This window comes from Janthinobacterium sp. FW305-129, from assembly GCF_020858115.1.
Taxonomy (GTDB): domain Bacteria; phylum Pseudomonadota; class Gammaproteobacteria; order Burkholderiales; family Burkholderiaceae_D; genus Janthinobacterium.
Genome location: NZ_JACYMM010000012.1, coordinates 78,620 through 99,045 on the forward strand (window position 1 = coordinate 78,620; position 20,426 = coordinate 99,045).

23 protein-coding genes are annotated in these 20,426 nt (G+C 63.5%); 9 read left to right on the plus strand and 14 right to left on the minus strand.

The features are described 5' to 3' along the window. Position 1 precedes the first annotated feature (1 nt). Both IGS61_RS22780 and IGS61_RS22785 read left to right on the plus strand, forming a co-directional pair. A complete protein-coding gene (locus IGS61_RS22780; protein WP_230541693.1) occupies positions 2-643 on the plus strand; it encodes a 3'-5' exonuclease in 642 nt (213 codons plus the stop codon). A gap of 21 nt (positions 644-664) precedes the next feature. Then, complete coding sequence (locus tag IGS61_RS22785; protein ID WP_230541694.1) at positions 665-1,087, plus strand: SMI1/KNR4 family protein; 423 nt, start codon at positions 665-667, stop codon at positions 1,085-1,087. Positions 1,088-1,107: 20 nt separating this feature from the next. Here IGS61_RS22785 and IGS61_RS22790 read toward each other — a convergent pair whose 3' ends face one another. Together IGS61_RS22790 and IGS61_RS22795 are read right to left on the minus strand one after the other, a co-directional pair. Further along, positions 1,108-1,455: a DUF4870 domain-containing protein gene (locus IGS61_RS22790; protein WP_230541695.1), complete on the minus strand. Its 348-nt coding sequence runs from the start codon at positions 1,453-1,455 to the stop codon at positions 1,108-1,110. A 98-nt stretch (positions 1,456-1,553) separates the two neighbouring features. Continuing rightward, positions 1,554-2,966 carry an aminotransferase-like domain-containing protein gene (locus tag IGS61_RS22795; RefSeq protein ID WP_230541696.1) on the minus strand — a complete coding sequence of 471 codons (1,413 nt, stop codon included), beginning with the start codon at positions 2,964-2,966 and terminating at the stop codon, positions 1,554-1,556. Positions 2,967-3,105: 139 nt separating this feature from the next. Here IGS61_RS22795 and IGS61_RS22800 point away from each other — a divergent pair, with 139 nt between their 5' ends. Both IGS61_RS22800 and IGS61_RS22805 read left to right on the plus strand, forming a co-directional pair. Then, positions 3,106-3,840: a c-type cytochrome gene (locus tag IGS61_RS22800; protein ID WP_442908092.1), complete on the plus strand. Its 735-nt coding sequence runs from the start codon at positions 3,106-3,108 to the stop codon at positions 3,838-3,840. After that, entirely contained in the window at positions 3,837-5,111 is a 1,275-nt protein-coding gene (locus tag IGS61_RS22805) for a c-type cytochrome (protein WP_230541697.1), read from the plus strand. The genes IGS61_RS22800 and IGS61_RS22805 overlap by 4 nt, the downstream gene beginning before the upstream one ends. 150 nt (positions 5,112-5,261) lie before the next feature. On the opposite strand, the gene IGS61_RS22810 is transcribed toward IGS61_RS22805, so the two are convergent. Next, positions 5,262-5,897, minus strand: a complete 636-nt coding sequence (locus tag IGS61_RS22810) for an SAM-dependent methyltransferase (RefSeq protein ID WP_034758744.1) — start codon at positions 5,895-5,897, stop codon at positions 5,262-5,264. Between the two features lie 188 nt (positions 5,898-6,085). Between IGS61_RS22810 and IGS61_RS22815 the strand changes: the two genes are divergently transcribed. Further along, positions 6,086-6,862 carry a head GIN domain-containing protein gene (locus tag IGS61_RS22815; protein ID WP_230541698.1) on the plus strand — a complete coding sequence of 259 codons (777 nt, stop codon included), beginning with the start codon at positions 6,086-6,088 and terminating at the stop codon, positions 6,860-6,862. Here IGS61_RS22815 and IGS61_RS22820 read toward each other — a convergent pair. Further along, positions 6,859-7,746 carry a dihydrodipicolinate synthase family protein gene (locus tag IGS61_RS22820; protein ID WP_230541699.1) on the minus strand — a complete coding sequence of 296 codons (888 nt, stop codon included), beginning with the start codon at positions 7,744-7,746 and terminating at the stop codon, positions 6,859-6,861. The two genes, IGS61_RS22815 and IGS61_RS22820, sit on opposite strands and share 4 nt — an antisense overlap. A 26-nt stretch (positions 7,747-7,772) precedes the next feature. Beyond that, a complete protein-coding gene (locus IGS61_RS22825; protein WP_230541700.1) occupies positions 7,773-8,588 on the minus strand; it encodes an aldolase in 816 nt (271 codons plus the stop codon). Positions 8,589-8,729: 141 nt separating this feature from the next. Between IGS61_RS22825 and IGS61_RS22830 the strand changes: the two genes are divergently transcribed. Next, positions 8,730-9,278 carry a helix-turn-helix domain-containing protein gene (locus IGS61_RS22830; RefSeq protein WP_230541701.1) on the plus strand — a complete coding sequence of 183 codons (549 nt, stop codon included), beginning with the start codon at positions 8,730-8,732 and terminating at the stop codon, positions 9,276-9,278. A gap of 63 nt (positions 9,279-9,341) precedes the next feature. On the opposite strand, the gene IGS61_RS22835 is transcribed toward IGS61_RS22830, so the two are convergent. From IGS61_RS22835 to IGS61_RS22845, 3 genes are all read right to left on the minus strand, one after another. Then, the gene (locus IGS61_RS22835; RefSeq protein ID WP_230541702.1) at positions 9,342-9,884 is read right to left on the minus strand and encodes a YaeQ family protein; all 543 of its coding nucleotides are present in this window, start codon (positions 9,882-9,884) and stop codon (positions 9,342-9,344) included. Positions 9,885-9,923: 39 nt separating this feature from the next. Next, on the minus strand, positions 9,924-10,805 hold the full coding sequence (gene purU, locus IGS61_RS22840; RefSeq protein ID WP_230541703.1) for a formyltetrahydrofolate deformylase: 882 nt from the start codon (positions 10,803-10,805) through the stop codon (positions 9,924-9,926). Positions 10,806-10,967: 162 nt separating this feature from the next. Next, complete coding sequence (locus IGS61_RS22845) at positions 10,968-11,150, minus strand: hypothetical protein (protein WP_230541704.1); 183 nt, start codon at positions 11,148-11,150, stop codon at positions 10,968-10,970. On the opposite strand from IGS61_RS22845, the gene IGS61_RS22850 reads away from it, so the two are divergent. The 3 genes from IGS61_RS22850 to IGS61_RS22860 all read left to right on the plus strand — a co-directional run bounded on the left by IGS61_RS22850 (position 11,149) and on the right by IGS61_RS22860 (position 12,744). Continuing rightward, positions 11,149-11,661: a phasin family protein gene (locus IGS61_RS22850; protein WP_230541705.1), complete on the plus strand. Its 513-nt coding sequence runs from the start codon at positions 11,149-11,151 to the stop codon at positions 11,659-11,661. The genes IGS61_RS22845 and IGS61_RS22850 overlap by 2 nt on opposite strands. 30 nt (positions 11,662-11,691) lie before the next feature. Then, on the plus strand, positions 11,692-12,093 hold the full coding sequence (locus tag IGS61_RS22855; RefSeq protein ID WP_230541706.1) for a KGG domain-containing protein: 402 nt from the start codon (positions 11,692-11,694) through the stop codon (positions 12,091-12,093). Between the two features lie 138 nt (positions 12,094-12,231). Then, on the plus strand, positions 12,232-12,744 hold the full coding sequence (locus IGS61_RS22860; protein ID WP_230541707.1) for a M48 family metallopeptidase: 513 nt from the start codon (positions 12,232-12,234) through the stop codon (positions 12,742-12,744). A gap of 87 nt (positions 12,745-12,831) precedes the next feature. Here the strand turns inward: IGS61_RS22860 and IGS61_RS22865 are convergent, their stop codons facing one another. The 6 genes from IGS61_RS22865 to IGS61_RS22890 form a co-directional block, all read right to left on the minus strand. Beyond that, positions 12,832-13,425 carry a PEP-CTERM sorting domain-containing protein gene (locus tag IGS61_RS22865; RefSeq protein ID WP_230541843.1) on the minus strand — a complete coding sequence of 198 codons (594 nt, stop codon included), beginning with the start codon at positions 13,423-13,425 and terminating at the stop codon, positions 12,832-12,834. 310 nt (positions 13,426-13,735) lie between these two features. After that, on the minus strand, positions 13,736-14,281 hold the full coding sequence (locus IGS61_RS22870; RefSeq protein WP_230541844.1) for a TIGR00730 family Rossman fold protein: 546 nt from the start codon (positions 14,279-14,281) through the stop codon (positions 13,736-13,738). 11 nt (positions 14,282-14,292) lie between these two features. Beyond that, positions 14,293-15,066 (minus strand): hypothetical protein, encoded by a 774-nt coding sequence (locus IGS61_RS22875; protein ID WP_230541708.1) that lies wholly within the window; start codon positions 15,064-15,066, stop codon positions 14,293-14,295. 41 nt (positions 15,067-15,107) lie between these two features. Further along, positions 15,108-15,779, minus strand: a complete 672-nt coding sequence (locus tag IGS61_RS22880) for a TetR/AcrR family transcriptional regulator (RefSeq protein ID WP_034758777.1) — start codon at positions 15,777-15,779, stop codon at positions 15,108-15,110. A gap of 137 nt (positions 15,780-15,916) precedes the next feature. Beyond that, on the minus strand, positions 15,917-16,510 hold the full coding sequence (locus IGS61_RS22885; protein ID WP_230541709.1) for a phasin family protein: 594 nt from the start codon (positions 16,508-16,510) through the stop codon (positions 15,917-15,919). A gap of 153 nt (positions 16,511-16,663) precedes the next feature. Beyond that, positions 16,664-20,284, minus strand: a complete 3,621-nt coding sequence (locus IGS61_RS22890) for an EAL domain-containing protein (RefSeq protein ID WP_230541710.1) — start codon at positions 20,282-20,284, stop codon at positions 16,664-16,666. Between the last annotated feature and the right edge of the window lie 142 nt (positions 20,285-20,426).

A 20,426-nucleotide genomic window follows, 5' to 3' on the forward strand; every position in this document is an offset into this window, starting at 1 on the left:
CATGGACACAGCTGCCGCACCGCCACTGCCCCCCTATCAAGGCATCGCACTCGACCACGTCAAGCTGGTACGCACCAGCGACGATGCGCAAGCGGCCATGGCCGCCCTGCTGGCAGCGGATGCCATCGGCTTCGATACGGAATCGAAGCCGACGTTCGTCAAGGGCGAGTCTTCCACGGGACCGCATCTGATCCAGCTGGCCACCGACGACATCGCCTACCTGTTCCAGGTGGGCGCCACGCCGCCCCTGGCCGAACTCAAAGCCATCCTTGAATCGACCACCACCCTGAAGGTGGGCTTCGGCCTGTCCGACGACGTCAAGCGCCTGCGAAACAAGCTGGGTATTGCTCCAGCGCAAGTGCTCGACCTGTCCGTCGCCCTGCGCGGCGGCCAGCGCAACGACCTGGGCGCGAAGACGGCCGTGGCCAAGTTCTTCGGCCTGCACCTGCAGAAATCGAAAAAGATCTCCACCACCAACTGGGCCACCTCGCGCCTGACGGAAAAGCAGATCCTGTACGCGGCCGACGATGCGCAAGTGGCCCTGCGCGTGTACCGCCGCTGGATCGCCGACGGCGGCAAGGTGGCGCCGCAAAAAGCCCCGCGGGCCAGCACGCCGCCTGTCCCGCCGCCGGTCGCCGCCTGAGCCGGTGCGCCTTCCCGCAGCATGAGCAAGAGCAAGTCCATCGGTACCACGCCCGACGCGATCGCCGCCGCCGAACAGGCGCTGGGGCGAGCGCTGCCCGCTTCCTACGTGCAATGGTTATTGGTGAACAATGGCCGCGCGCTGGGCGCCTTGAGCGTATTTCCCGTCTACGACGCGGCCAATGCGCGCAAGACGTGGGAATCGATCGATCGCCATTACCGCACAGACTGGCAAGAGTGGCTGGAGAATGTGGATGGCGGCGCTGCCGCCGCCCTGCTGCCGTTTGCCCAGTTCGGCACGGGCGATTACTATTGTTTTGATTATGCGCAAACGGGACCGGCCGGTGAACCGGTGGTCGTGCTGTGGTCGCACGAAACAGGCGCCACCACGGCGGTGGCGCCCGACTTTGCGTCATTCCTGATACTGCCCGGCCGCCCGGGCTGAACCCGGCGGCCGAGTCAGCCTTATTTGACGAGGCGCAAGGTCAGGGGATAACGGTAAGTGATGCCATTGCTGGCCTTGACGGCCGCGACGATCGAGCACACCAGGTTGGCCAGCGCCACGATCCAGAACAGGAACAGGCCGATCAGCACGAACGACAGGATGAAGCAGGCGAAGTACCAGATGATCAGGGTGATCTGGAAATTCAGCGCTTCGCGGGCGTTCTCGGCCGAAAATTTATCCGCATCATCCTTCTTGATCAAATAAATGATCAGCGGCGCCACCCAGCTGGTGAACAGGCCGCCAACATGGGACAGAATGGCCATCGTCGTATCTGGCGTACGACCCACTTCCGGCTGCGTGTTATCCATTATCATTCCCATCATTAGTTATAGATACACCAATATAACAGTAATATTTCTTTTTGAAATGAAACACTTGCTGCCGCAAGGGACTTTTTTATGTACCGCTATGCCGCCGCCAGCGCCAGCCGCCCCAGCGCGGCGATGGCCGCTTCCAGCTGCGCGCTCCACGGGTGGCCGTAATTGAGGCGGATACAGTGGCGAAACGCGCGCGTGGCGGAAAAGATGGGACCGGGCGCGATGCTGATGCCGGCCGCCAGCGCGCTGCGGTGCAAGGCCAGCGCATCGACGCCCGCCGGCATCTCGACCCACACAAAATAGCCGCCCTGGGGCCGCGTCACCCGCGTCCCAGGCGGAAAATGCACGGCGATGGCTTGCAGCATGGTGTTTTGCTGCGCCGCCAGGGTCAGCCGCAGCTGGCGCAAATGGCGGTCATAGCCGCCGTGCGCCAGGTAATCGGCCAGCGCCATCTGCAGCGGTATCGGCGCCGACAGGCTGGTCGTCAGTTTCAAACGTTCCACCTGGCGCGCGTAGCGGCCCGCCACGGCCCAGCCCAGGCGAAAACCGGGCGCCAGCGTCTTCGAGAACGAGCTGCAATGCATGACGAGACCGGCGCTGTCGTAACTTTTCGTCAGGCCGGGGCGCTGTTTGCCAAAGTACAGCTCGCCATATACATCGTCCTCGATCAGCGGCACGCCATGGCGCGCCAGCAACTCCACCAGCGCGCGCTTCTTTTCCGGCGGCATCAGGCTGCCCAGCGGGTTCTGGAAGTTCGTCATCAGCCAGCACGCCTTGGGCCGGTGGCGCAGCAGCAATTCCTCAAGTGCCGCCAGATCGACGCCGTCGCGGGGGCTGGTGGCAATTTCCACCGCCTTGAGTTCCAGCCGCTCCAGCGCCTGCAGGCAGGCATAAAAGCTGGGCGACTCGATCAGCACCGTGTCGCCGGGCCGCGTGACGGCTTGCAGGCACAGGTTCAGCGCTTCCAGCGCGCCGTTCGTGATGACGATGTCGTCGCTGGACACGGGCACGCCATCGAGCTGGTAGCGCAAGGCGATCTGGCGGCGCAGCTCCGCATTGCCCAACGACAAATCCGTGACGGTGCTCCACGGGTCGAGGCGGCGCATGCTGGCCGACACGGCCCGCGCCAGCTTTTCCATCGGAAACAGGTGCGGGCTGGGAAACGCCGAGCCGAAGGGCACGATGTCGCGCGCGCCGACGGCGCCCAGCACCTCGAAGACGAGGTCGCTGACGTCGACGGTGGTGCTGGCGTCGAGCGGGCGCGAACTGTCCGGCTCGGGCGCCAGCGCGGCGCGCTGCGGCGCCACGTAATAGCCGGAGCGGGGGCGCGAGACGATCATGCCGCGCGCTTCGAGCAAATAATACGCCTGGAACACGGTCGACGGACTGACTCCCCTGCGCGCATGCTGCTGGCGCACGGAGGGCAATTTATCGCCAGGCAACAACAACTGCGTGGCTATCATGGCGGCGACTTCTTCCGCCAATTCCTCATATCGTTTCAACCCTGCTCCTCAAACTGATCCGTAGTTTTATTGCACAACTGATCCTGTCACAGTGACAGCACGCAGTATATGCTAGGGTAACAACATCCGGGCAGCAACACCGGGACATCATATCGACCGACGAGACAGGTTACTTCCCATGCGACTTTCCGTGCAACTGCATTCCCCCCTCGTGCTGGCACTGGCCATCGCGCTGCCCGGCATGGCGCTGGCCGCGCCGGCCGCGCTGCCAGCCGGCCACGACAGCCTGGAACAGCGCATCAAGGCGTGCACGGCCTGCCATGCGCCCAAGGAACGCCACGACGCCTTCTTTCCCCGCATCGCCGGCAAGCCGGCCGGCTACCTGTACAACCAGCTGCTGAACTTTCGCGAGGGACGGCGCCAGTATCCGATGATGAACTATATGGTGGAACACTTGCCGGACGATTACCTGCGCGAAATTGCCGACTATTTCGCGGCGCAGCACCCCGCCCCGCCGCCGGCCCAGCCCAGCAGCGCCGGCACGACGGCCCTGGCGCGGGGTAAACAATTGGTGCTGCATGGCGATGCCGGCAAGAAGATTCCAGCCTGTATCGCCTGCCACGGCCAGCAACTGGCCGGCGTGGCGCCCGCCATCCCCGGCTTGCTGGGCTTGCCGCGCGACTATATCAATGCCCAGCTGGGCGCCTGGAAGAACGGCATCCGCCGCGCCCACGCGCCCGACTGCATGGCGCAAGTGGCGCAGCGCCTGTCGGATGCGGACGTGGGCGCCGTCTCGGCCTGGCTGGGCACGCAAGTGGCCAGCGCCGATGCGCGCCCCGCCAGCGGCATCAGCGTGCCCCTGCCCCTGCATTGCGGCGGCGTGCCCGGTTCCAGCGCGCAGGTGGCGCCATGAAAAAATGGATGATCGCCGCCGCCATCGCGGCCCTCGGCGTGGCCGGCGCCCGGTTCGTGCTGTACCCGGGCGACGACATCGGCCCGCCCGCCGCCGCCAGCCCCCTGAGCCAGCAACAGCTGGTCGCGCGCGGCGCCTACCTGGCCAAGGCGGGCGATTGCATGGCTTGCCACACGACGCGCGGCGGCGTGCCCTACGCGGGCGGCCGGGCCTTGCAAACGCCGTTCGGCAAGGTGCTTTCGCCCAACATCACGGCCGACAAGGAAACGGGCATCGGCAGTTGGACGGCCGACGATTTCTGGCGCGCCATCCATAACGGCAAGTCAAAAGACGGCCGCTTGCTGTATCCCGCCTTTCCGTACACCAATTACACCAAGGTGCAGCGCGAGGACAGCGATGCCCTGTATGCGTACTTCCAGAGCGTGCCGCCGCACCGGCAGGAGAATACGCCGCACGCGCTGCGCTTCCCCTACAACCAGCAGATTGCGCTGGCCGCCTGGCGCGCCCTGTATTTCAAGCCGGGCGTGTACCAGCCGCTCACGGAAAAAAGCATGGAATGGAACCGCGGCGCCTACCTGGTGCAGGGCCTGGGCCACTGCAGCGCCTGCCATAGCAGCCGCACCACCCTGGGCGGCAGCGACGACGGCCTGTCGGGCGGCCTGATCCCCGTGCTGGGCTGGTATGCGCCGTCGCTGACGTCGGACGCGGAAGCGGGCCTGGGCGACTGGGACACGGCGCATATCGTGGAATTGCTGCAAACGGGCGTCTCGCCGCGCGCCACCGTCTTCGGCCCCATGGCCGAAGTGGTGCGGCAAAGCCTGCAGCACATGGGCACCGCCGACGTGCAGGCGATGGCCGTGTACCTGAAAAGCTTGCCCGGCCCAGCGCAAGCGGCGAAAAAGGTGCCGCGCGACACGTCGGAGCAAGCCCGGCAGCAACTGGCGCTGGGCGCGAAACTGTATGAGGCGCAATGCGCGAGCTGCCACCAGGCCGACGGCAAGGGCGTGCCGCCCGGCTACCCGCCCCTGGCCGGCAACCGCGCGCTGACGACGGATTCGGCCGTGAACGCCATCCGCCTCGTGCTCAACGGCGGCTTCGCGCCCGGCACCACCGGCAACCCGCGCCCCTACGGCATGCCGCCGTTCGGACCCGTCATGGATGACGCCGAAGTGGCCGCCGTGGTGACGTATCTGCGCGCGTCGTGGGGCAATGATGCGCCGGCGGTGTCGGCGCTGGAGGTGAATAAATACCGCAGCGTGCCGCTGGAGTAGCGCGCCTGAAAAACGTCCATGGCGGCGTTGCATCTCCTTGCCGTACTATTCGTACTGTCTGCGTCGATGCGCCTTGCCCTGAACGTTTTGCAGACACGCATATGAAGTAAAAAACCGGCTCGCGCCGGTTTTCAAGTCAGACAGCAGTTCTCAGCGGAACTTGCTCTTGTGCCCAGTCTTGAGGTCCAGCGCATAGCGCACGCCATTGTCCGTCAGCATGACTTCATCGGGCGGTTCCTCGCCGGCCAGGGCGCCGTCGATCAGGGGCAAGCCTTCGCCCTTGCGCATCAGGTCGTCGCAGCGCTCGTACACATTGGCGCAACCGGTGGACGCCATCAGCGATTGCACGATGGCCACTTTCCACGCGTCGACGCCGCCGGCGTTGAATTCGCAGATCAGATAGCCTTGCACGCCGCCGAACAGCTGCACCACCAGGCCCGGCAAGCCCTCGTCCTCGCCCTTGATCAGGGTCAACAGCTGGTTTTCGCCCGCCTTCTTGATGGCCGGCAGTTTTTTCTCGATGGCGGCCTTCACGCGGCGCTTGATCAGCGCGTGGTCGACCGGTTCGTCTTCCTTGAAGCTCCAGATGCGCGCGCGGATCTGCGACTTCGAATTGTAGGCGGCGCGGGCGATGAATTGCTTCGACGAACTCTGCACGATGGCCGTCGAGCCGGGCTTCATTTTTTCCTGCGGCTTGCCTTCGACTTTTTCAATCGCGGACGCGTAAATCCACGATTGGCCCAGCAAGCTCTTTTCCTTGCCCTGTTTGATGGTGATGATCAGCATGTAATTCCAGTAGTGTGAGCGGCGCGTGCCGCTCGTCGTATGTCCAATACCCGCATGATACCTCATGCCATCCTGTCGCATCCTCCTGCATTCCATGCCGCTGCCGGTGCAGTCTGTCGCAGCGCGGTACGCGGGCGCGGCCGGCTGGCATACCATGCACTTATACCAATTCAACACAGGGAGCAAGAATGACACAGCCACTTTTCCACCGCCGCCATGCCACCGCCCTGCTGCTGGCCGCCTGCGCGCTGGCCATCCCGGCCGCGCCGGCGCTGGCGTCGCCGCTCGACTGGATTTCCGGCAACAGCATCCAGGGCAGCGGCAAGCTGCAAAAGCAGACGCGCGAAGTAGGCAATTTCCATGCCGTGGCGCTGAACGTGCCGGGCACGGTCGAATTGCGCATTGGCAACACGGACAGCGTCACCATCGAGGCTGACGACAATATCCTGCCGCTGATCGACACGGCGGTGGAAAACGGCACCCTGCGCATCCGCCCCGCCAAGCGCAACGCCAACTTCCGCCAGAGCAGCCTGACCATCGTCATCCAGGCGCGCCAGGTGGAACGCATCAGCGTGGGCGGCTCGGGCAACATCACGGCAACGGGCTTGCGCGCGGAAAAGCTGCGCTTCGACGTGGGCGGTTCCGGCTCCATCGATGCGCGCGACCTCGACAGCCGCCAGGTTTCCATCGCCATCGGCGGCAGCGGCAACTTCAAGGCCAGCGGCAAGACGGAGCAGCTGACGGCCTCGATCGGCGGCTCGGGCAATATCCAGGCGGGCCGCCTGGCCGCGCGCGAAGTGCAGGTGAGCATCGGCGGCTCGGGCGAGGCGCAAGTGTGGGCCAAGGACGACCTGACCATCAGCATCGGCGGCTCGGGCGAAGTGAGCTACTACGGCGATCCGCGCATCAGCCGCAGCATGCAGCGCTCAAGCAGCATCAAGCGCCTGGGCGCCGCGCCGAATTAAGCCGTCAGGCCGGCCAGCACGGCGGCCAGCTCGCGCGTGGCCGCCTCGCCCAGCGGCTGCAGCGGCGCACGCGGCGTACCCACATCAAAGCCCCGCAGCGCCAGCCCCGCCTTGACGGTGGGCGGCAAGCCCCCTTTCATCAGGCATTGCAGCAATGGCAATTGCTGGAAGAACAGTTCACGCGCCCGCGCCAGGTCGCCCGCCTGCACGGCCGCATACAGGGCCAGCGGCAAGCCCGCATGCAGGTTGGGCGCGGCCGTGCACCAGCCGCGGGCTCCGGCCGCCAGCGCGGCAAAGGCCAGGGTATTGCTGCCGTTGTAGAACGGCAACTCTCCCCCGCTCAGCTGCGCCAGCCGGTGCATGCGCTGGATGTCGCCCGTGCTTTCCTTGACCATCGTCACATTCGGCACCTCGCGCCAGATGCGCACGATCAGCTCGGGCGACATATCGATACCGCTGGTGGCCGGATTGTTGTACAGCATGACCGGAATGCCCACGGCGTCGCCGATGCGCGCCACGTGGCGCACGATTTCTTCCTCGCTCAATTTCCAGTACGACACGGGCAAGACCATCACCGCGTCGGCGCCCTGCTTTTCCGCAAAGCGGGCGCGGCGCATGGCGCCCGCCGTGGTCAGGTCGGAAATGCCCACCACCGTGGGCACGCGCCTGGCGACGGCGGCCAGCGACGTGGCGGCAACGGCCTCCCACTCCGCGTCCTGCAGGTAGGCGCTCTCGCCCGTGCTGCCCAGCGGGGCGATGCTGTGCACGCCGTCGGCAATCAGGCGCTCGATCAGTTGCTGCAGGCGCGGCAGGTCGACGTCGCCGCCATCGGCCGTGAACGGGGTGACAGGGTAGGCAATGATGCCGTGAAATAAGGTTTGCATGATGTCGTGTTCTCCGGTGAGTGTCGTTATGCCAGGCAATCGGCGTGCTGGCGCAGGGCGCGCCGCGCGTAATAGGCGAAGGTCACCGTATCGCGCCGGGCCGTGGAAATCCAGTCGTGCGCCTCGCGCGCCAGGGCCGGCGGCAAGGGCAGGATGGCGCCCGCCGCCATGGCCAGCAGTTGCAGGCGGGCTGCCCGTTCCATCAGCAAGGCCAGCATGCACGCCTCTTCCACCGTGCGGCCCACCACCAGCTGGCCGTGATGGGCCAGCAGGATGGCGCGCTTGTCGCCCAGGGCGCCGGCGATGATCTCGCCTTCTTCATTTCCTACCGGCACGCCCGGCCACGAGGGCAGGAAGGCGCAATCGTCGAACAGGGGGCAGGTATCCATGTGCGACACCTGCAGCGGCTGCTCCAGCATCGACAGCGCCGCCACGTGCGTGGGATGCGTGTGGATGATGCAGGCCACGTCCGGGCGCTGGCGGTAGATCCAGCTGTGGAAACGGTTGGCCGGGTTGGGAATGCCCTCGCCATGCACCACGCGCAGGTCCTGGTCGACCTCGATCAGATTGCTGGCCGTGATTTCATCGAAGCCCAGGCCCAGCTGTTGCGTGTAGAACGTGCCGTCCTGGCTGCCACGGCAGCTGATCTGCCCTGCCAGGCCGGAATCATGCCCGCCATCGAACAGGATGCGGCAGGACAGCGCCAGGGTTTGCTGCGCCGACCAGGAGCTGTCCGGCGTGACGCTGGCCAGGCGCCGCTCGGCGATGGCCACCAGTGCGTCTTTCGACAAGGCCAGGCTGGCGCCCGGGGCGGCGACTTCATATGGAGTATTTTGCTGCATCGTCTTTCCTTCACTCATGCTGACTACGCTTCCCGGCATGCACGGCAGCAGCCGTGCAACCCAATCCGAGGAAACTGAGTGTATTTTAGGACACTTTGTGTCATGAGGTACAATAGTTTTTTTAAATCGACCGATGCAACCATGGCTATGCGTCTGAAACTGCTGAGAAAACACAAGGGCTGGACACTGGAACAGCTGGCGGAAAAAAGCGGCTTGACGAAGAGTTACCTGTCCAAGGTGGAGCGGGGCCTGAGCGTGCCCTCGATCGCCGTGGCGCTGAAACTGTCGCACGCGATGCAGGTGGACGTGGAGCAGCTGTTCAGCGACAGCCACCGGCAGGCGGCCGTGACCATCACGCGCGCCGGCGATCCGGGCAGCGCGGGCGCGACGCCGCCGCTGCCGCATTTCGCCAGCATCGCCGCCGGCGTGGCACCGAAGAAAATGCTGCCCTTCATGGTGTATCCGGCGCCCGATTTCGCTGCCTCCGCCTTCAAGGAACATGCGGGCGAGGAATTCCTGTTCGTGCACCAGGGCACGATTGAAATCGAATTCCCGCAGGAAACCGTGCAATTGCACACGGGCGACTCCGTGTATTTCAACGCCCTGATTCCGCACCGCACGCGCAGCATCGGCGCGCAGCAGGCGCAGCTGCTGGTGATCGTCAGCAACGACGAAGACGCGGCCCCGTAAAGCGGCGCCGCAATGCAAAAAGCCCGGAGCGATCCGGGCTTTTTGCGTTTCAGACAGTCAACTTCAGCGCGCCGGCTTCACCGGTTCGCGGTCGATCAGCACCGTGTTGACGCTGTCGGTCAGCCAGATCTGGCCATCCTGGATCGTGCATTGCAGCTGCATGCTGCGCTGCGCCAGCTTGCTCATCTCTTGCGCCGCGTCAGACGGCAGGTTGATCACGGTCAGGTTCTTCGCCCGTTCCAGTTTATTGGCGATCTGCTTCCACCAGATGTGGCTGGTTGCGCCATAGCTGTAGACGATCACCTGCTCCGAACGGCCGCACGCCTTCAGGATGCGTTTTTCATCGGGCTGGCCCACTTCGATCCACAGCTCGATGGCGCCCGTCAAGTCCTTCTGCCACAGGTCCGGCTCTTCCGTGTCGAACAGGCCTTTGGTAAAGGTCAGCGCCTCGTTGGCGTGGATGGCGAACGCCAGCAGGCGCACCATCATGCGCTCGTCCGTTTCGGACGGGTGGCGCGCCAGGGTCAGCGCGTGATCCTGGTAGTAATTGCGGTCCATGTCGGCGATCTGCAGATCGGCTTTGAAAATTGTTGCTTTGAGGGCCATCGTGTTTCTGTCTCGGTAAAGTGAATTGTGAAGTCGGTATCAGCGGAAAACCACCGTCTTGTCGCCATTTTTCAGGATACGGTGCTCGACGAACCATTTCACGGCGCGCGCCAGCACCACGCACTCGACGTCGCGGCCGATGGCCGTCAGGGTTTCCGCATCCATCGCATGGTCGACGCGCTCGACGTCCTGCTCGATGATCGGGCCTTCGTCCAGGTCGCCCGTGACGAAATGGGCCGTCGCGCCGATCAGCTTGACGCCGCGGTGATGCGCCTGCGCATACGGCTTGGCGCCCTTGAAGCTGGGCAGGAAGGAATGGTGGATATTGATGGCGCGGCCGTCGAGCGCCTGGCACAGGCCCGGCGACAGGATCTGCATATAGCGTGCCAGCACCACCAGGTCGATCTTGTGCGTGTCCATCAGGTCGAGGATCTTCGCTTCCTGCGCCAGCTTGGCCGCTTCCGGCGCGCCGGCCGCCAGCGGCAGGTGGTGGAAGGGAATATTGTAGCTGGCCGCCAACTGGTAGAACTCCATGTGGTTCGAGACGATGGCGGGAATTTCCACGTTCAGCAAGCCGCTCTTGTAGCGGAACAGCAAATCGTTGAGGCAATGGCCGATCTTCGACACCATCAGCATCACGCGCGGCTTGACGCGCGCATCGTGCAACTGGCCGTGGAAGGGGCCGTTTAGCTGCATGGCTTGCGACAGGGCGGCGAAGTCGCTGCGCAACTGGGCGTCGCTGACGGCGCCGTCTTCCAGCGCGAAATGCACGCGCATGAAGAACAGCTGGGATTCCTGGTCGCCGAACTGGGCGGAATCGAGGATGTTGCAGCCGCGTTCGGCCAGGAAGCCGGAAACGCGGTGCACGATGCCGCGCTGGTCCAGGCAGGACAGGGTCAGGATGTATTCGGGATGCGTCATGGTCGCGGAAATAGGTAAAAAAGTAAGGCGATGCTCGGCTCAGCCACGCGCGCCGGCCATCGGCTGCGCTGCCGCGAGCCGGCTATTGTCGCACGGCCGGGCCTGTAAACCTGCATTTTCCACACAAGCGGCATGGCGGCGGCGCGGCAAACCGATTGACGTTCATTTGATCTGGCACAAAGTCATCGCGTTTTTCTGGCGGCCAGCGGCCATTCTCGCGCCAAACGCCCATCCGCCATGGAACCTGGCACGCCATCCGGCGTCTATCCCTTTGCTTGTTTCACCATACGTCGCATCCGGTGCACCGGGTGTTTTCTGAATCAGCTTTTCATTGAGGTAGAACATGTTCACAAACAGTCTTTCCCCCAGTCTCAGCCCCGCCCTGAAGTCCCACCTGGAGGCCCAGTGCAATTTCGCCACGGAACTATCGCGCAAGCTGTTCGATACAGCGCAGCAACTGAGCGAACTCCATCTGCGGCTGGCGCAAGATCTGCTGCAGGAATGGAGCAACGCCAGCCAGCAGCTGCTGTCCGCGCGCGACACGGGCGAATTCATGTCGCTGGCGGCCGCGCAGCTGCAGCCCGGCAGCAACAAGCTGCAGCAGTACCAGCATCAGCTCGGCAACCTTATGGCCAACGCCAATGTCGAGATGAACCGCACGGCGGAAAACCACCTGCCCGAAGCGAGCCGCACGGCCGTGGCCTTCGCTGACGAAGTGGTGCGCAAGACGGCGGAAGAAACGGAAAAAGCCACGCAGCGCCAGCGTGAAATGATCGAAAAAATGCATGCCGCGGGCCGCAGCGACGGTGTGGCCCGCAGCCGCGATACCAGCCGGCAATCCGATCAGGCACATTGAACACCACCACTCGACAGCAAGGAGAGCGACATGGCTAGCAATCAAGGTAATGAACAGGGCAAAGGCGCTGGCAGCAGCCAGAAAGCCGGCGAAGCGGGCAGCACCAAAGGCACGAGCAAGCGCGGCTTCGCCGCCATGAACGAGGAGCAGCAGCGCGAAATCGCCAGCAAGGGCGGCCAGGCAGCCCATCAAAAGGGCACGGCGCATGAATTCGACTCGGAAGAAGCGCGCCGGGCCGGACAGAAAGGGGGCGAAGCCGTCAGCCGCAACCGCGAACACATGGCGGAAATCGGCCGCAAGGGCGGTGAAAGCCGGCAATCGGCCCAGCGCGCCAATGAAAGCCGCAGCAGCACGGCGGCACGCAGCGGCAGCACCGAGCAGCAATCGAAGACTGGCCGGCAGGGCAACAAGGACGAGGACGACAAGGGTTGACGGCTGGGCTGCCACCCGGCTTGACGACGGCACGGGGCGGCTGCAGCGGCCCCGTGCCGGGGCAGGCGCAGCACGCGGGGCGCGGCGGTATGGTACATTCTCGCCTTACCGACACCTCCGCGCCCCGCCCGCCCCCGCATGCAGCCATCCCTGAAATACCTGAGCGCCTATTCCGAACAAACGCAAACGCAAGTGCAGCAACTGATCGCGCAGGACAAGCTGGGAGAAGTGTTGTTAAAACGCTACCCGAACGCGCACGACGTGCGCAACGACAAGGCTTTATACCAGTACGTGCAGGATTTGAAGAATGAATTCCTGCGCAATGCCGAGCCCATCAACAAGGTGGCGTTCGACAGCAAGATCCATGTGATCCAGCATGCGCTGGGCTTGCATACCTCGATTTCGCGCGTGCAGGGTGGCAAACTCAAGGCCAAGCATGAAATCCGCGTGGCCACCATGTTCAAGGAAGTGCCGCTGGAATTCCTGCGCATGATCGCCGTGCACGAAGTGGCACACGTGAAGGAAAAGCAACACGACAAGGCTTTCTACAAGCTGTGCACGTATATGGAACCGCAATACCACCAGTACGAATTCGACGTGCGGCTGTACCTGACCCAGCTCGACCTGTCGGGCCAGCGCCTGTGGTCGTGACGGCCAGTGCCGGACAGCATGACAAAGCCGCCAAATGGCGGCTTTTTTTTTACGCGCGGACCGGCAAAGCCGGCGCCATGGTCAGGCTCAGGCCGCGTTCTTGCGGCGGCGCAAAAAGGCCAGCAGGCCCAGTCCACCCAGCAACATGCCATACGTGGCAGGTTCCGGCACGGCGCTCACGCTGGCGGCGATGTTATCGACCTGGAAGGTGTGGAAGGCACCTTCCTTCCACGATGCCGACAGCAGGTTGTTGAAGCCAGTGAACGTGTAATCGCTGAACGTGTGGCTGCCATCGAGGCTGAAGGTCTGCGTCACCGTGCCGCCGCCCACCTGGTGGCCGACGAACGTGACATCGTAGGAGCCTGGCAAGCTCACGAAGTCAGCCAGGCTGATCGAGCTGAGCGAAAAGGCCGCGCCATCGGTACGGCTCAAGGTTGTCGTCGTCAGCACCGTGGCGCCAAGGCCGGCCGAGCCCGCATAGGCGAAGTTGCTTTGATGGGCAGAACTCAACAGGCCCAGGAAGCTGCTGTCGAAATCGTAGCCCCCTTCGGAATAGGAGTTGAAGACGGAACCGAAGATACCGGGCTGCTCCAGCGCATCGAAGCCGATGGTGGTGCTTTGTGCGTGGGCACCGCCAGCGGCGAGGATGGCGGCGACGGCGGTCGCGCGCAAGAAGGTCATTGGTTTCAAAATAGCATCCTTTCAAGATGATGAAGTGGCGAGATTGTGGCAACTTGCAATTCCTGGGCGTCGCCGCGGGAACGCGGGAAGCGCTGCACCGGGCGTCCGGCGACCTGTCTTTTGAACAACGCCAGTAGAGCACATTCATATATAAAAAGCATCTTCATTTTCAAAAAAACATGCATACAAAGAAACATTCTGGACATATTTTTATTAATTGAATTGTTGAGCTCGATCAATTTTTCCGTGTAGAAATAAAAAAAGCCATGCACTTTTCAGGGCATGGCCGTATCGCATCGCACCGACAATACTAGGGCGCGCACTCCTTCAGGCGCTGCACCAGCGCTGCGGGATAGGCATCGGCGTTCAGGAAAGCGGCGTGCTGCGGACGGATGAAACCCTGCTCCTTGCCGTTTTGCACGAAGGCGATCAAGCCATCATAAAAACGGTCGACATTGAGCAAGCCGATGGGCTTGGCGTGCAAGCCCAGCTGGGCCCAGGTCAGCATCTCGAACAGCTCTTCCAGGGTGCCGTAGCCGCCGGGCATGGCGATGAAGGCATCGGACAGGCTGGCCATCATCGCCTTGCGCTCATGCATGTCCTTCACGATGAACTGGCGCGTCAAGCCCATGTGGCCCACTTCGCGCTCGACCAGCTGGGTCGGGATCACGCCCGTCACCTCGCCGCCCAGGCGCAGCACTTCGTCGGCGATCACGCCCATCAGGCCCACCTTGCCGCCGCCGTACACGAGCGAGATATTTTCCGCCACCAGCACGCGCGCCAGTTCGCGCGCCGCCACCGCATAGTCGGGCGAGACGCCCGCGTTGGCGCCGCAATACACACATAAAGCCTTGATCACAGTAATCCCTACCCTTTCAATTCATCGATCGCCGCCTCGACCTCGAGGCGCTCCTTGGCGTCCAGTGCCACGCACTGGGCCGCCTTTTCATACAGGGCCAGCGCTTCCGCCAGCTTTTTCTTTCCATCGAGCATATTCAACGCGCGCGCATATTCGCTGTGCGCCAGCGCCGAATACGGCGTCAGGGCCAGCGCCGTCTTGAAGTGCTGGTAGCCGTCTTCCTTGTTGGCGCCGTAGGTCAGGCTGCCGATCATGGCGCCGACCTTGTCGATAATTTCCGTATGATAAATCCCAAACGCGATATGCGCTTCCGCATGCATGGGCGCCACCGTCATCGTGCGGTCCAGGCTGTTTCGCACGCGCGCGCCCATGCCTTGCGCCAGGGCCTTGACGACGGAGGTGCCCAGCGCATAGCGGCCCAGGCTGTAGGCATGCCAGTAGTAGCCGGCCGGATTGTCCGGCTGCTCGCTCTGCTGGCGCTCGCAGCGCTCGGCCACTTCTTCGTACATGTCGAGTTTCTGGCTGTCGTCCACTTCCAGGTGCGTGGCATAGATGCAGGTCGCCTTATGCGCCACCGCATAGCCGGGCACGCCGATGGCCAGGCCCAGCTTCACGGCGCGCTCGAAGTCGCCCGCATGGAAGGCCAGCCAGGCTTGCACCAGCGCCGGGTGCGTGGGAAACGGTTCCACGTCGCCCGCATGCAGGCGCGCCCAAGCCGCTTCCAGGGTCTGCGGCGTGTAGACATATGCCTCGTCCGGATAGGGAAATTGTTTCCAAGCCATCGATCTCTCCTGTAAATGACGACGCGGCGCCAGCAGCCGCGTCAGTCGTTCTTGAGTTTGGTCACATACTCTTCCGACAGTTTGCGAAACAGCAAATGCGTTTCATTGCGCAAATACGGCCCGATCAGGGACAGCACCTGGTAGCAGCCGCGCGCCAGCGCATCGGACATCGATTGCTGCTCGCTGTACTTGCGCGGGTTGCGCACATACTCGTACGACAGCCAGTAGGTGGCAACGACCACCATATTCGTCGCCATGGCAGCCACTTCCATGTCCGACGCTTCGAGCGACTGTTCGCTGCGCAAGTCTTCGCACAGCTGCGTGGCCACCTTGATCTTGTGCGCCAGGATCAATTTGAAGTGCAATTCCAGCTTGCGGTTGCGCGAGAGCAAATCATTGAGGTCGCGGTAAAAAAAACGGTAGCGCCAGATCAGTTCGAACATCAGGTGCAGATACAGCCAGACATCCTCGATATTCGAGCGGCGCCCGTCAGGCACGGTCAGGATGCGTTCGATTTCCGCCTCGAACTGGACGAAGATCGAATTGACGATGTCGTCCTTGTTACGGAAGTGGTAATACAGGTTTCCCGGCGAAATGTTCATCTCTTCCGCGATCACGGTCGTCGTGATATTCGGCTCACCAAACTCGTTGAACAGGCGCAGCGACAACTCCAGGATGCGTTCGCGGGTACGGCGTGGTGCTTTTTGTAGCATGGCGGGCAATCTCTCTGTGTTCTGCCTCAAGCATACCACCTAAGATAGCCGTAATGAAACACTGCGCCCCACGGCGCCAGCGAAAACCGCAGGCAAAAAAAGCCTGCGCGAGCAGGCTGGAGGGATGTTGCGCCAGCTCAGGCGGCCGGTGCTTTTTTCTTCGCCGCCGGCCTGGCGGCGGGCTTGCCCACTGGCTTGCTTATTGGCTTGCTTATTGGCTTGGCTGCGGCGCGCGGCGCGGCCTTGGCTGCCGGCCTGGCCGGGGCCTTGACGACGGCCGCTTTCGGTGCCGCCTTCACGGCAGGCTTGGCCCCGGCCTTCGGCCTGGCCGCCGGCGCGGGCTTGGCGGACAGTGCCTCCACCTGCGTGCTCAAGGCATCGATCCTGGCGTGCAGCGCGGCGATGTCGTGCTGCATGGGCACGCCGATGGTGGCCAGGGCGCGCGCCACGCGCTCTTCGAACACTTGCTCCAGCTTGTCCCAGGAGCCGCTGGCCTGCTTGCCCACGCCATCGGCCAGCTTGCCGACGCTGTCGCTGACATCGGCCACCTTGTCTTCGGCACGCTTCTGGAATTCCGTGCCTTCCTTCACCAGCCTGGAAAACACGCGCCCGCCCTCTTCCTGCGCCTTGGCGAAGGCGCCCAGGCCCGCTTGCCAGATCTGCTGCGCGGACGAGCGCACGGCGTTCGCCAATTCCTTGTCTTCCGCCAGGTCCTTCAATTTCTTCACCATCGCCAGCTCCCGTCATGTGAAAGGCCATGCCACTCCATGGATGCTTTTTATTCTAGAGAGCAAAACTAGAGACGGGAGTCTAATTCGATAGCGAGCTGCGCCCCAAGGTGCGCCAGCGCACGCGGCAGTCCGTCGCTTGCACGCGGCCAGCGCCTATGCCGCCGCCTTCACCTGGCCATGCAGCAGCTTGTGCAGGCGGAAGCCTTCGCGGATATTCTCGCGCAGCACGGCGCCCTTCCACGGCTTGGTATAGAAGCGGTCGACGGCGCCGCGGTTGATGGCCGCCATGATGGGCGTCAGGTCGGCAAAGGCCGACAGCATGATGCGGAAGGTGTCGGGACACAGGTGCTTGACCCGCTCCATGAATTCGGTGCCGCTCATGAGCGGCATGCACTGGTCGCACAGGATCACCTGCACCTTGTGGCGCGCCAGGATGTCGAAGCCTTCGGCGGCCGTCTGCGCCGTGAGGATGCGGTAGCCGTCCTGCGCCAGGAAATCGCTGAGCACGTCGAGCATGAAGACATCGTCGTCGACGATCAGCAAGGTTTGCTGCTCTTCGCTATCGGTATCCTGCGGCGCCTGTAGCAACTTGCCACCCATCAACATCTGCTCGAATTCCTCGTGCGGCACGGGGCGGCTGAAATAATAGCCCTGCATCTCGTCACAGCCGTGGCGCCGCAGATAGGCCAGTTGCGCATCGTTTTCCACGCCTTCGGCGATCACTTCCAGCTTCATGCTGTGCGCCATGCTGATGATGGCCAGCACGATGGCCGCGTCGTCCGGATTGCTGGTCACTTCGCGCACGAAGGCGATGTCGATCTTCAGCTTGTCGATGGGGAAACGTTTCAGGTAGGCCAGACTGGAATAGCCGGTGCCGAAATCGTCGATGGAAATCTGGATGCCCAGCGCCTTGAGATTGCGCAATACGGAGATGGTTTCCTCGGCATTCGACATCAGCGAGCTTTCCGTCAGCTCCAGCTCCAGCAGCTCGGGCGCGATGTCGTACTTGCGGATCGCCTTGAGCACCTCCTCTTCCAGGCCGCCGACGAAAAACTGGATGCCCGACACGTTGACGGACAGGTGCACGGGCCCGATGCTGCTGGCGCCCCACTCGCTGATCTTCCTGCAGGCTTCGTCGAGCACCCAGTTACCGACGCGCACGATGAGGCCCGTTTCTTCCAGCAGGGGGATGAACAGGGCCGGCGAGACCATGCCGTGGCCGGGACGGCGCCAGCGTATCAGGGCTTCGGCGCCGCTGATGCGCCCCGAAATGATATTCACCTTGGGCTGGAAGAACAGCACGAATTCCTCGTTGTCGATGGCGCGCCGCAGGGCATTTTCCATGTCCAGCCGCGCCATCGATTGCGCGTTCATTTCCGCCGTGAAGAAGCGGAAGGCGTCGCGGCCCGCTTCCTTGGCGCGGTACATGGCCGTGTCGGCATATTGAATCAGGGTGTCGGCATCGACGCCATCTTCGGGGAACACGGAAATGCCGATGCTGACCGTCACCGTCACCTCGTGGCCCTGCAGGTCGAAGGGCTTGCGCATCGCCTCGCGGATCTTATCGACCACGCCCACGGCATGCTGGGCGCCTTCGGGCAGCACCAGGATGGTGGCAAATTCATCGCCGCCAAAGCGGCCGATGGTATCGCGCACGCGCAGGCAATCGACGAGGCGGCTGGAAAACTGGCGCAGCAGGTCGTCGCCGATGGTGTGGCCCAGGGTATCGTTGACGTTCTTGAAACGGTCGATATCCATGAACAGCACGGCCACGGCCCACTGGTGCTCGGCCGCCTGGGCCAGCGAATGGGTCAGCGAGGCGAAGAACTGGCTGCGGTTCGGCAAGCCCGTCAAGGTATCGAAATGGGCCAGCTTCATCAGGCGCTGCTCGGCATCCTTGCGCTCGGTGATGTCGCGCGCCACGGCCACCAGGATCCAGCTCTGCCCCGAGCGCAGGGTGCGCCGCTGCACTTCCACCGACAGCGGCGAGCCATCCTTGCGCTGCAGCTGCAATTCCGTCATCGGCCCGCCCTGGTCGCCGGCCAGCAGCTTGTTGTACAGCTCTTCCAGCTGGGCTTCGCCCTCGTGCGCGCGGCCCGGCCCCACGCGCAGGAAGTCCTCGCGTTCGAAACCGAGCATGCGGCAAGCCGTCTGGTTGACGTCGACGAAGCACATGCCGGCGCGGTCGACGAGGAAAATCGCGTCGGCCGTGGCGTCCATCGCCAGGCGGAAGCGGCGCAAGTCTTCATCGAGGCGGATGCGCGCCGCCATGTCCAGGGTCAGCTGCTCGTGGTGGCGCTTGATTTCGTCGTACAGCAGCAGGTTGTCGTAGGCGACGGCGATCTGCGCGGCCACCGTGGCGGCGACCCGCTCGTCGACTTCGGAAAACTCGTTCGCGCCCAGCTTGTCGACCAGGTACAGCCAGCCGTGGCTGCGCTCGCGCGAGGCGATGGCCACGCCCAGGAAGGAGTGCACGGGCGGGTGCGTGTCGGGCAGGCCCAGCGCGCCCGGGTCGCCCTTCAAGCCATTGACGCGGTAAGGCTGGCGCTGTTCCAGCAAGCGGTTCAGGATGCCCGTGCGCGGCGCGCTGGCGATGCGCTCGAGGTTTTTTTCGGCGCCGCACGAGGAAAAATAGCTGAGCTTGTCGGCGCCCTCTTCCAGCACGCCGATGCAGGCGTACCTGGAGACGCAGATATTCTGCGCCACCTTGCAGCCCGCCTCGATCAGGGCGCGCGGATCGCGTTCGGTGCCAAGCTCGATGCCGAGTTCGATCAGGGCCGTCAGGCGCAGGCTCACCGCCTGCAGGCTGGACAGCGAGCGCGACAGGCGCTCCGTCATGACGCCCAGGTCTTCGGGAAGGGCGGCGTGGCCCTCGCGCTGGCTGGCCAGCTGCGAAATCTGCTGGCTGCTGGACTCGAGCTCGTCGAGATAGCCGCTGACCTGGTGCTCGATGCCGGCCAGCTTGCCCGTGGCGGGAAGCACCGCACCGCCGCCCGCGCCCGGCGCCGCCGGCATCAAGCCCAGCGCCTCGTTGACGGTGCGCACGATGACTTCCGGGTCGGATGGCTTGGGCAGCACCCAGCGCACGCCGCACGCCTGCGCCAGCAGGATCGCTTCCTGCTCGCGGTAGGTGGCCGTATAAAAGATGATGGGCACGTCGGTCAGCGCGGGATCGGCATGCACGCGCGTGACGAATTCGTAGCCGTCCATGTTCGGCATGAGGATATCGGAAATGATCAGGTCCGGCCGCTCGGTGCGCAGTATTTCCAGCGCATCGGCGCCATTGGCCGCCTCCAGCAGGCGGTGGCCGCCGTAACCGAGCAATGCGGTCAGGAACTCGCGGTTCAGCACATGATCATCGACGATCAGGATGGTGGCTATGTCGTTTTTAACTGGCGTCGACGGCGCCCCGGGTAAAAAAGATTCCAGCTCCGCGACGAACAGGTCGGGCTCGATCGGCTTGCCGATATAGCCATTGAAGCCCGCTTCGAGCAGGCGCTCGCGGTCGCCCACCATGGCCAGCGCCGTCACGGCCAGGGCCGGGATCTTGCGCAGCAGCGGGTCTTTCTTCAGCTCCGCCACCACGCCATAGCCATCGAGCTTGGGCAAATGCACGTCGCAAATGATCAGGTCGGGCAATTCGCTGCGCGCCATGCGCACGCCCTCTTCACCGTCATAGGCGGCCAGCGGCGTGTACCCGAAGGCACGCAGCAAATACACCATCAATTCCATATTGGTGGCGTTATCTTCGATAATCAGGATACGTGCGGACAATTAGCGCCCCCAATAAAAACAGCATGGACTCATTTTCTGCCTGCGTTGATCTTTCCGCATGCGCGGGCTACATAACAATCCTACAACATCTTGCCATACATCCAGAAAAATATCTGGCCGCCGGATGCCTGCGGAAGGTCGG

Bases quoted from the DNA above. Each gene is read 5' to 3' on its own strand.
- IGS61_RS22810 (WP_034758744.1), bottom strand. From the start codon at position 5,897: ATGCTGATCATCACCATCAAACAGGGCAAGGAAAAGAGCTTGCTGGGC.
- IGS61_RS22825 (WP_230541700.1), bottom strand. From the start codon at position 8,588: ATGCAGCAAAATACTCCATATGAAGTCGCCGCCCCGGGCGCCAGCCTG.
- IGS61_RS22785 (WP_230541694.1), top strand. From the start codon at position 665: ATGAGCAAGAGCAAGTCCATCGGTACCACGCCCGACGCGATCGCCGCC.
- IGS61_RS22865 (WP_230541843.1), bottom strand. From the start codon at position 13,425: ATGACCTTCTTGCGCGCGACCGCCGTCGCCGCCATCCTCGCCGCTGGC.
- IGS61_RS22830 (WP_230541701.1), top strand. From the start codon at position 8,730: ATGGCTATGCGTCTGAAACTGCTGAGAAAACACAAGGGCTGGACACTG.
- IGS61_RS22885 (WP_230541709.1), bottom strand. From the start codon at position 16,510: ATGGTGAAGAAATTGAAGGACCTGGCGGAAGACAAGGAATTGGCGAAC.
- IGS61_RS22815 (WP_230541698.1), top strand. From the start codon at position 6,086: ATGACACAGCCACTTTTCCACCGCCGCCATGCCACCGCCCTGCTGCTG.
- IGS61_RS22835 (WP_230541702.1), bottom strand. From the start codon at position 9,884: ATGGCCCTCAAAGCAACAATTTTCAAAGCCGATCTGCAGATCGCCGAC.
- IGS61_RS22805 (WP_230541697.1), top strand. From the start codon at position 3,837: ATGAAAAAATGGATGATCGCCGCCGCCATCGCGGCCCTCGGCGTGGCC.
- IGS61_RS22800 (WP_442908092.1), top strand. From the start codon at position 3,106: ATGCGACTTTCCGTGCAACTGCATTCCCCCCTCGTGCTGGCACTGGCC.
- IGS61_RS22850 (WP_230541705.1), top strand. From the start codon at position 11,149: ATGTTCACAAACAGTCTTTCCCCCAGTCTCAGCCCCGCCCTGAAGTCC.
- IGS61_RS22820 (WP_230541699.1), bottom strand. From the start codon at position 7,746: ATGCAAACCTTATTTCACGGCATCATTGCCTACCCTGTCACCCCGTTC.
- IGS61_RS22845 (WP_230541704.1), bottom strand. From the start codon at position 11,150: ATGTTCTACCTCAATGAAAAGCTGATTCAGAAAACACCCGGTGCACCG.
- IGS61_RS22780 (WP_230541693.1), top strand. From the start codon at position 2: ATGGACACAGCTGCCGCACCGCCACTGCCCCCCTATCAAGGCATCGCA.
- IGS61_RS22880 (WP_034758777.1), bottom strand. From the start codon at position 15,779: ATGCTACAAAAAGCACCACGCCGTACCCGCGAACGCATCCTGGAGTTG.
- IGS61_RS22790 (WP_230541695.1), bottom strand. From the start codon at position 1,455: ATGGATAACACGCAGCCGGAAGTGGGTCGTACGCCAGATACGACGATG.
- IGS61_RS22875 (WP_230541708.1), bottom strand. From the start codon at position 15,066: ATGGCTTGGAAACAATTTCCCTATCCGGACGAGGCATATGTCTACACG.
- IGS61_RS22860 (WP_230541707.1), top strand. From the start codon at position 12,232: ATGCAGCCATCCCTGAAATACCTGAGCGCCTATTCCGAACAAACGCAA.
- IGS61_RS22855 (WP_230541706.1), top strand. From the start codon at position 11,692: ATGGCTAGCAATCAAGGTAATGAACAGGGCAAAGGCGCTGGCAGCAGC.
- purU (WP_230541703.1), bottom strand. From the start codon at position 10,805: ATGACGCATCCCGAATACATCCTGACCCTGTCCTGCCTGGACCAGCGC.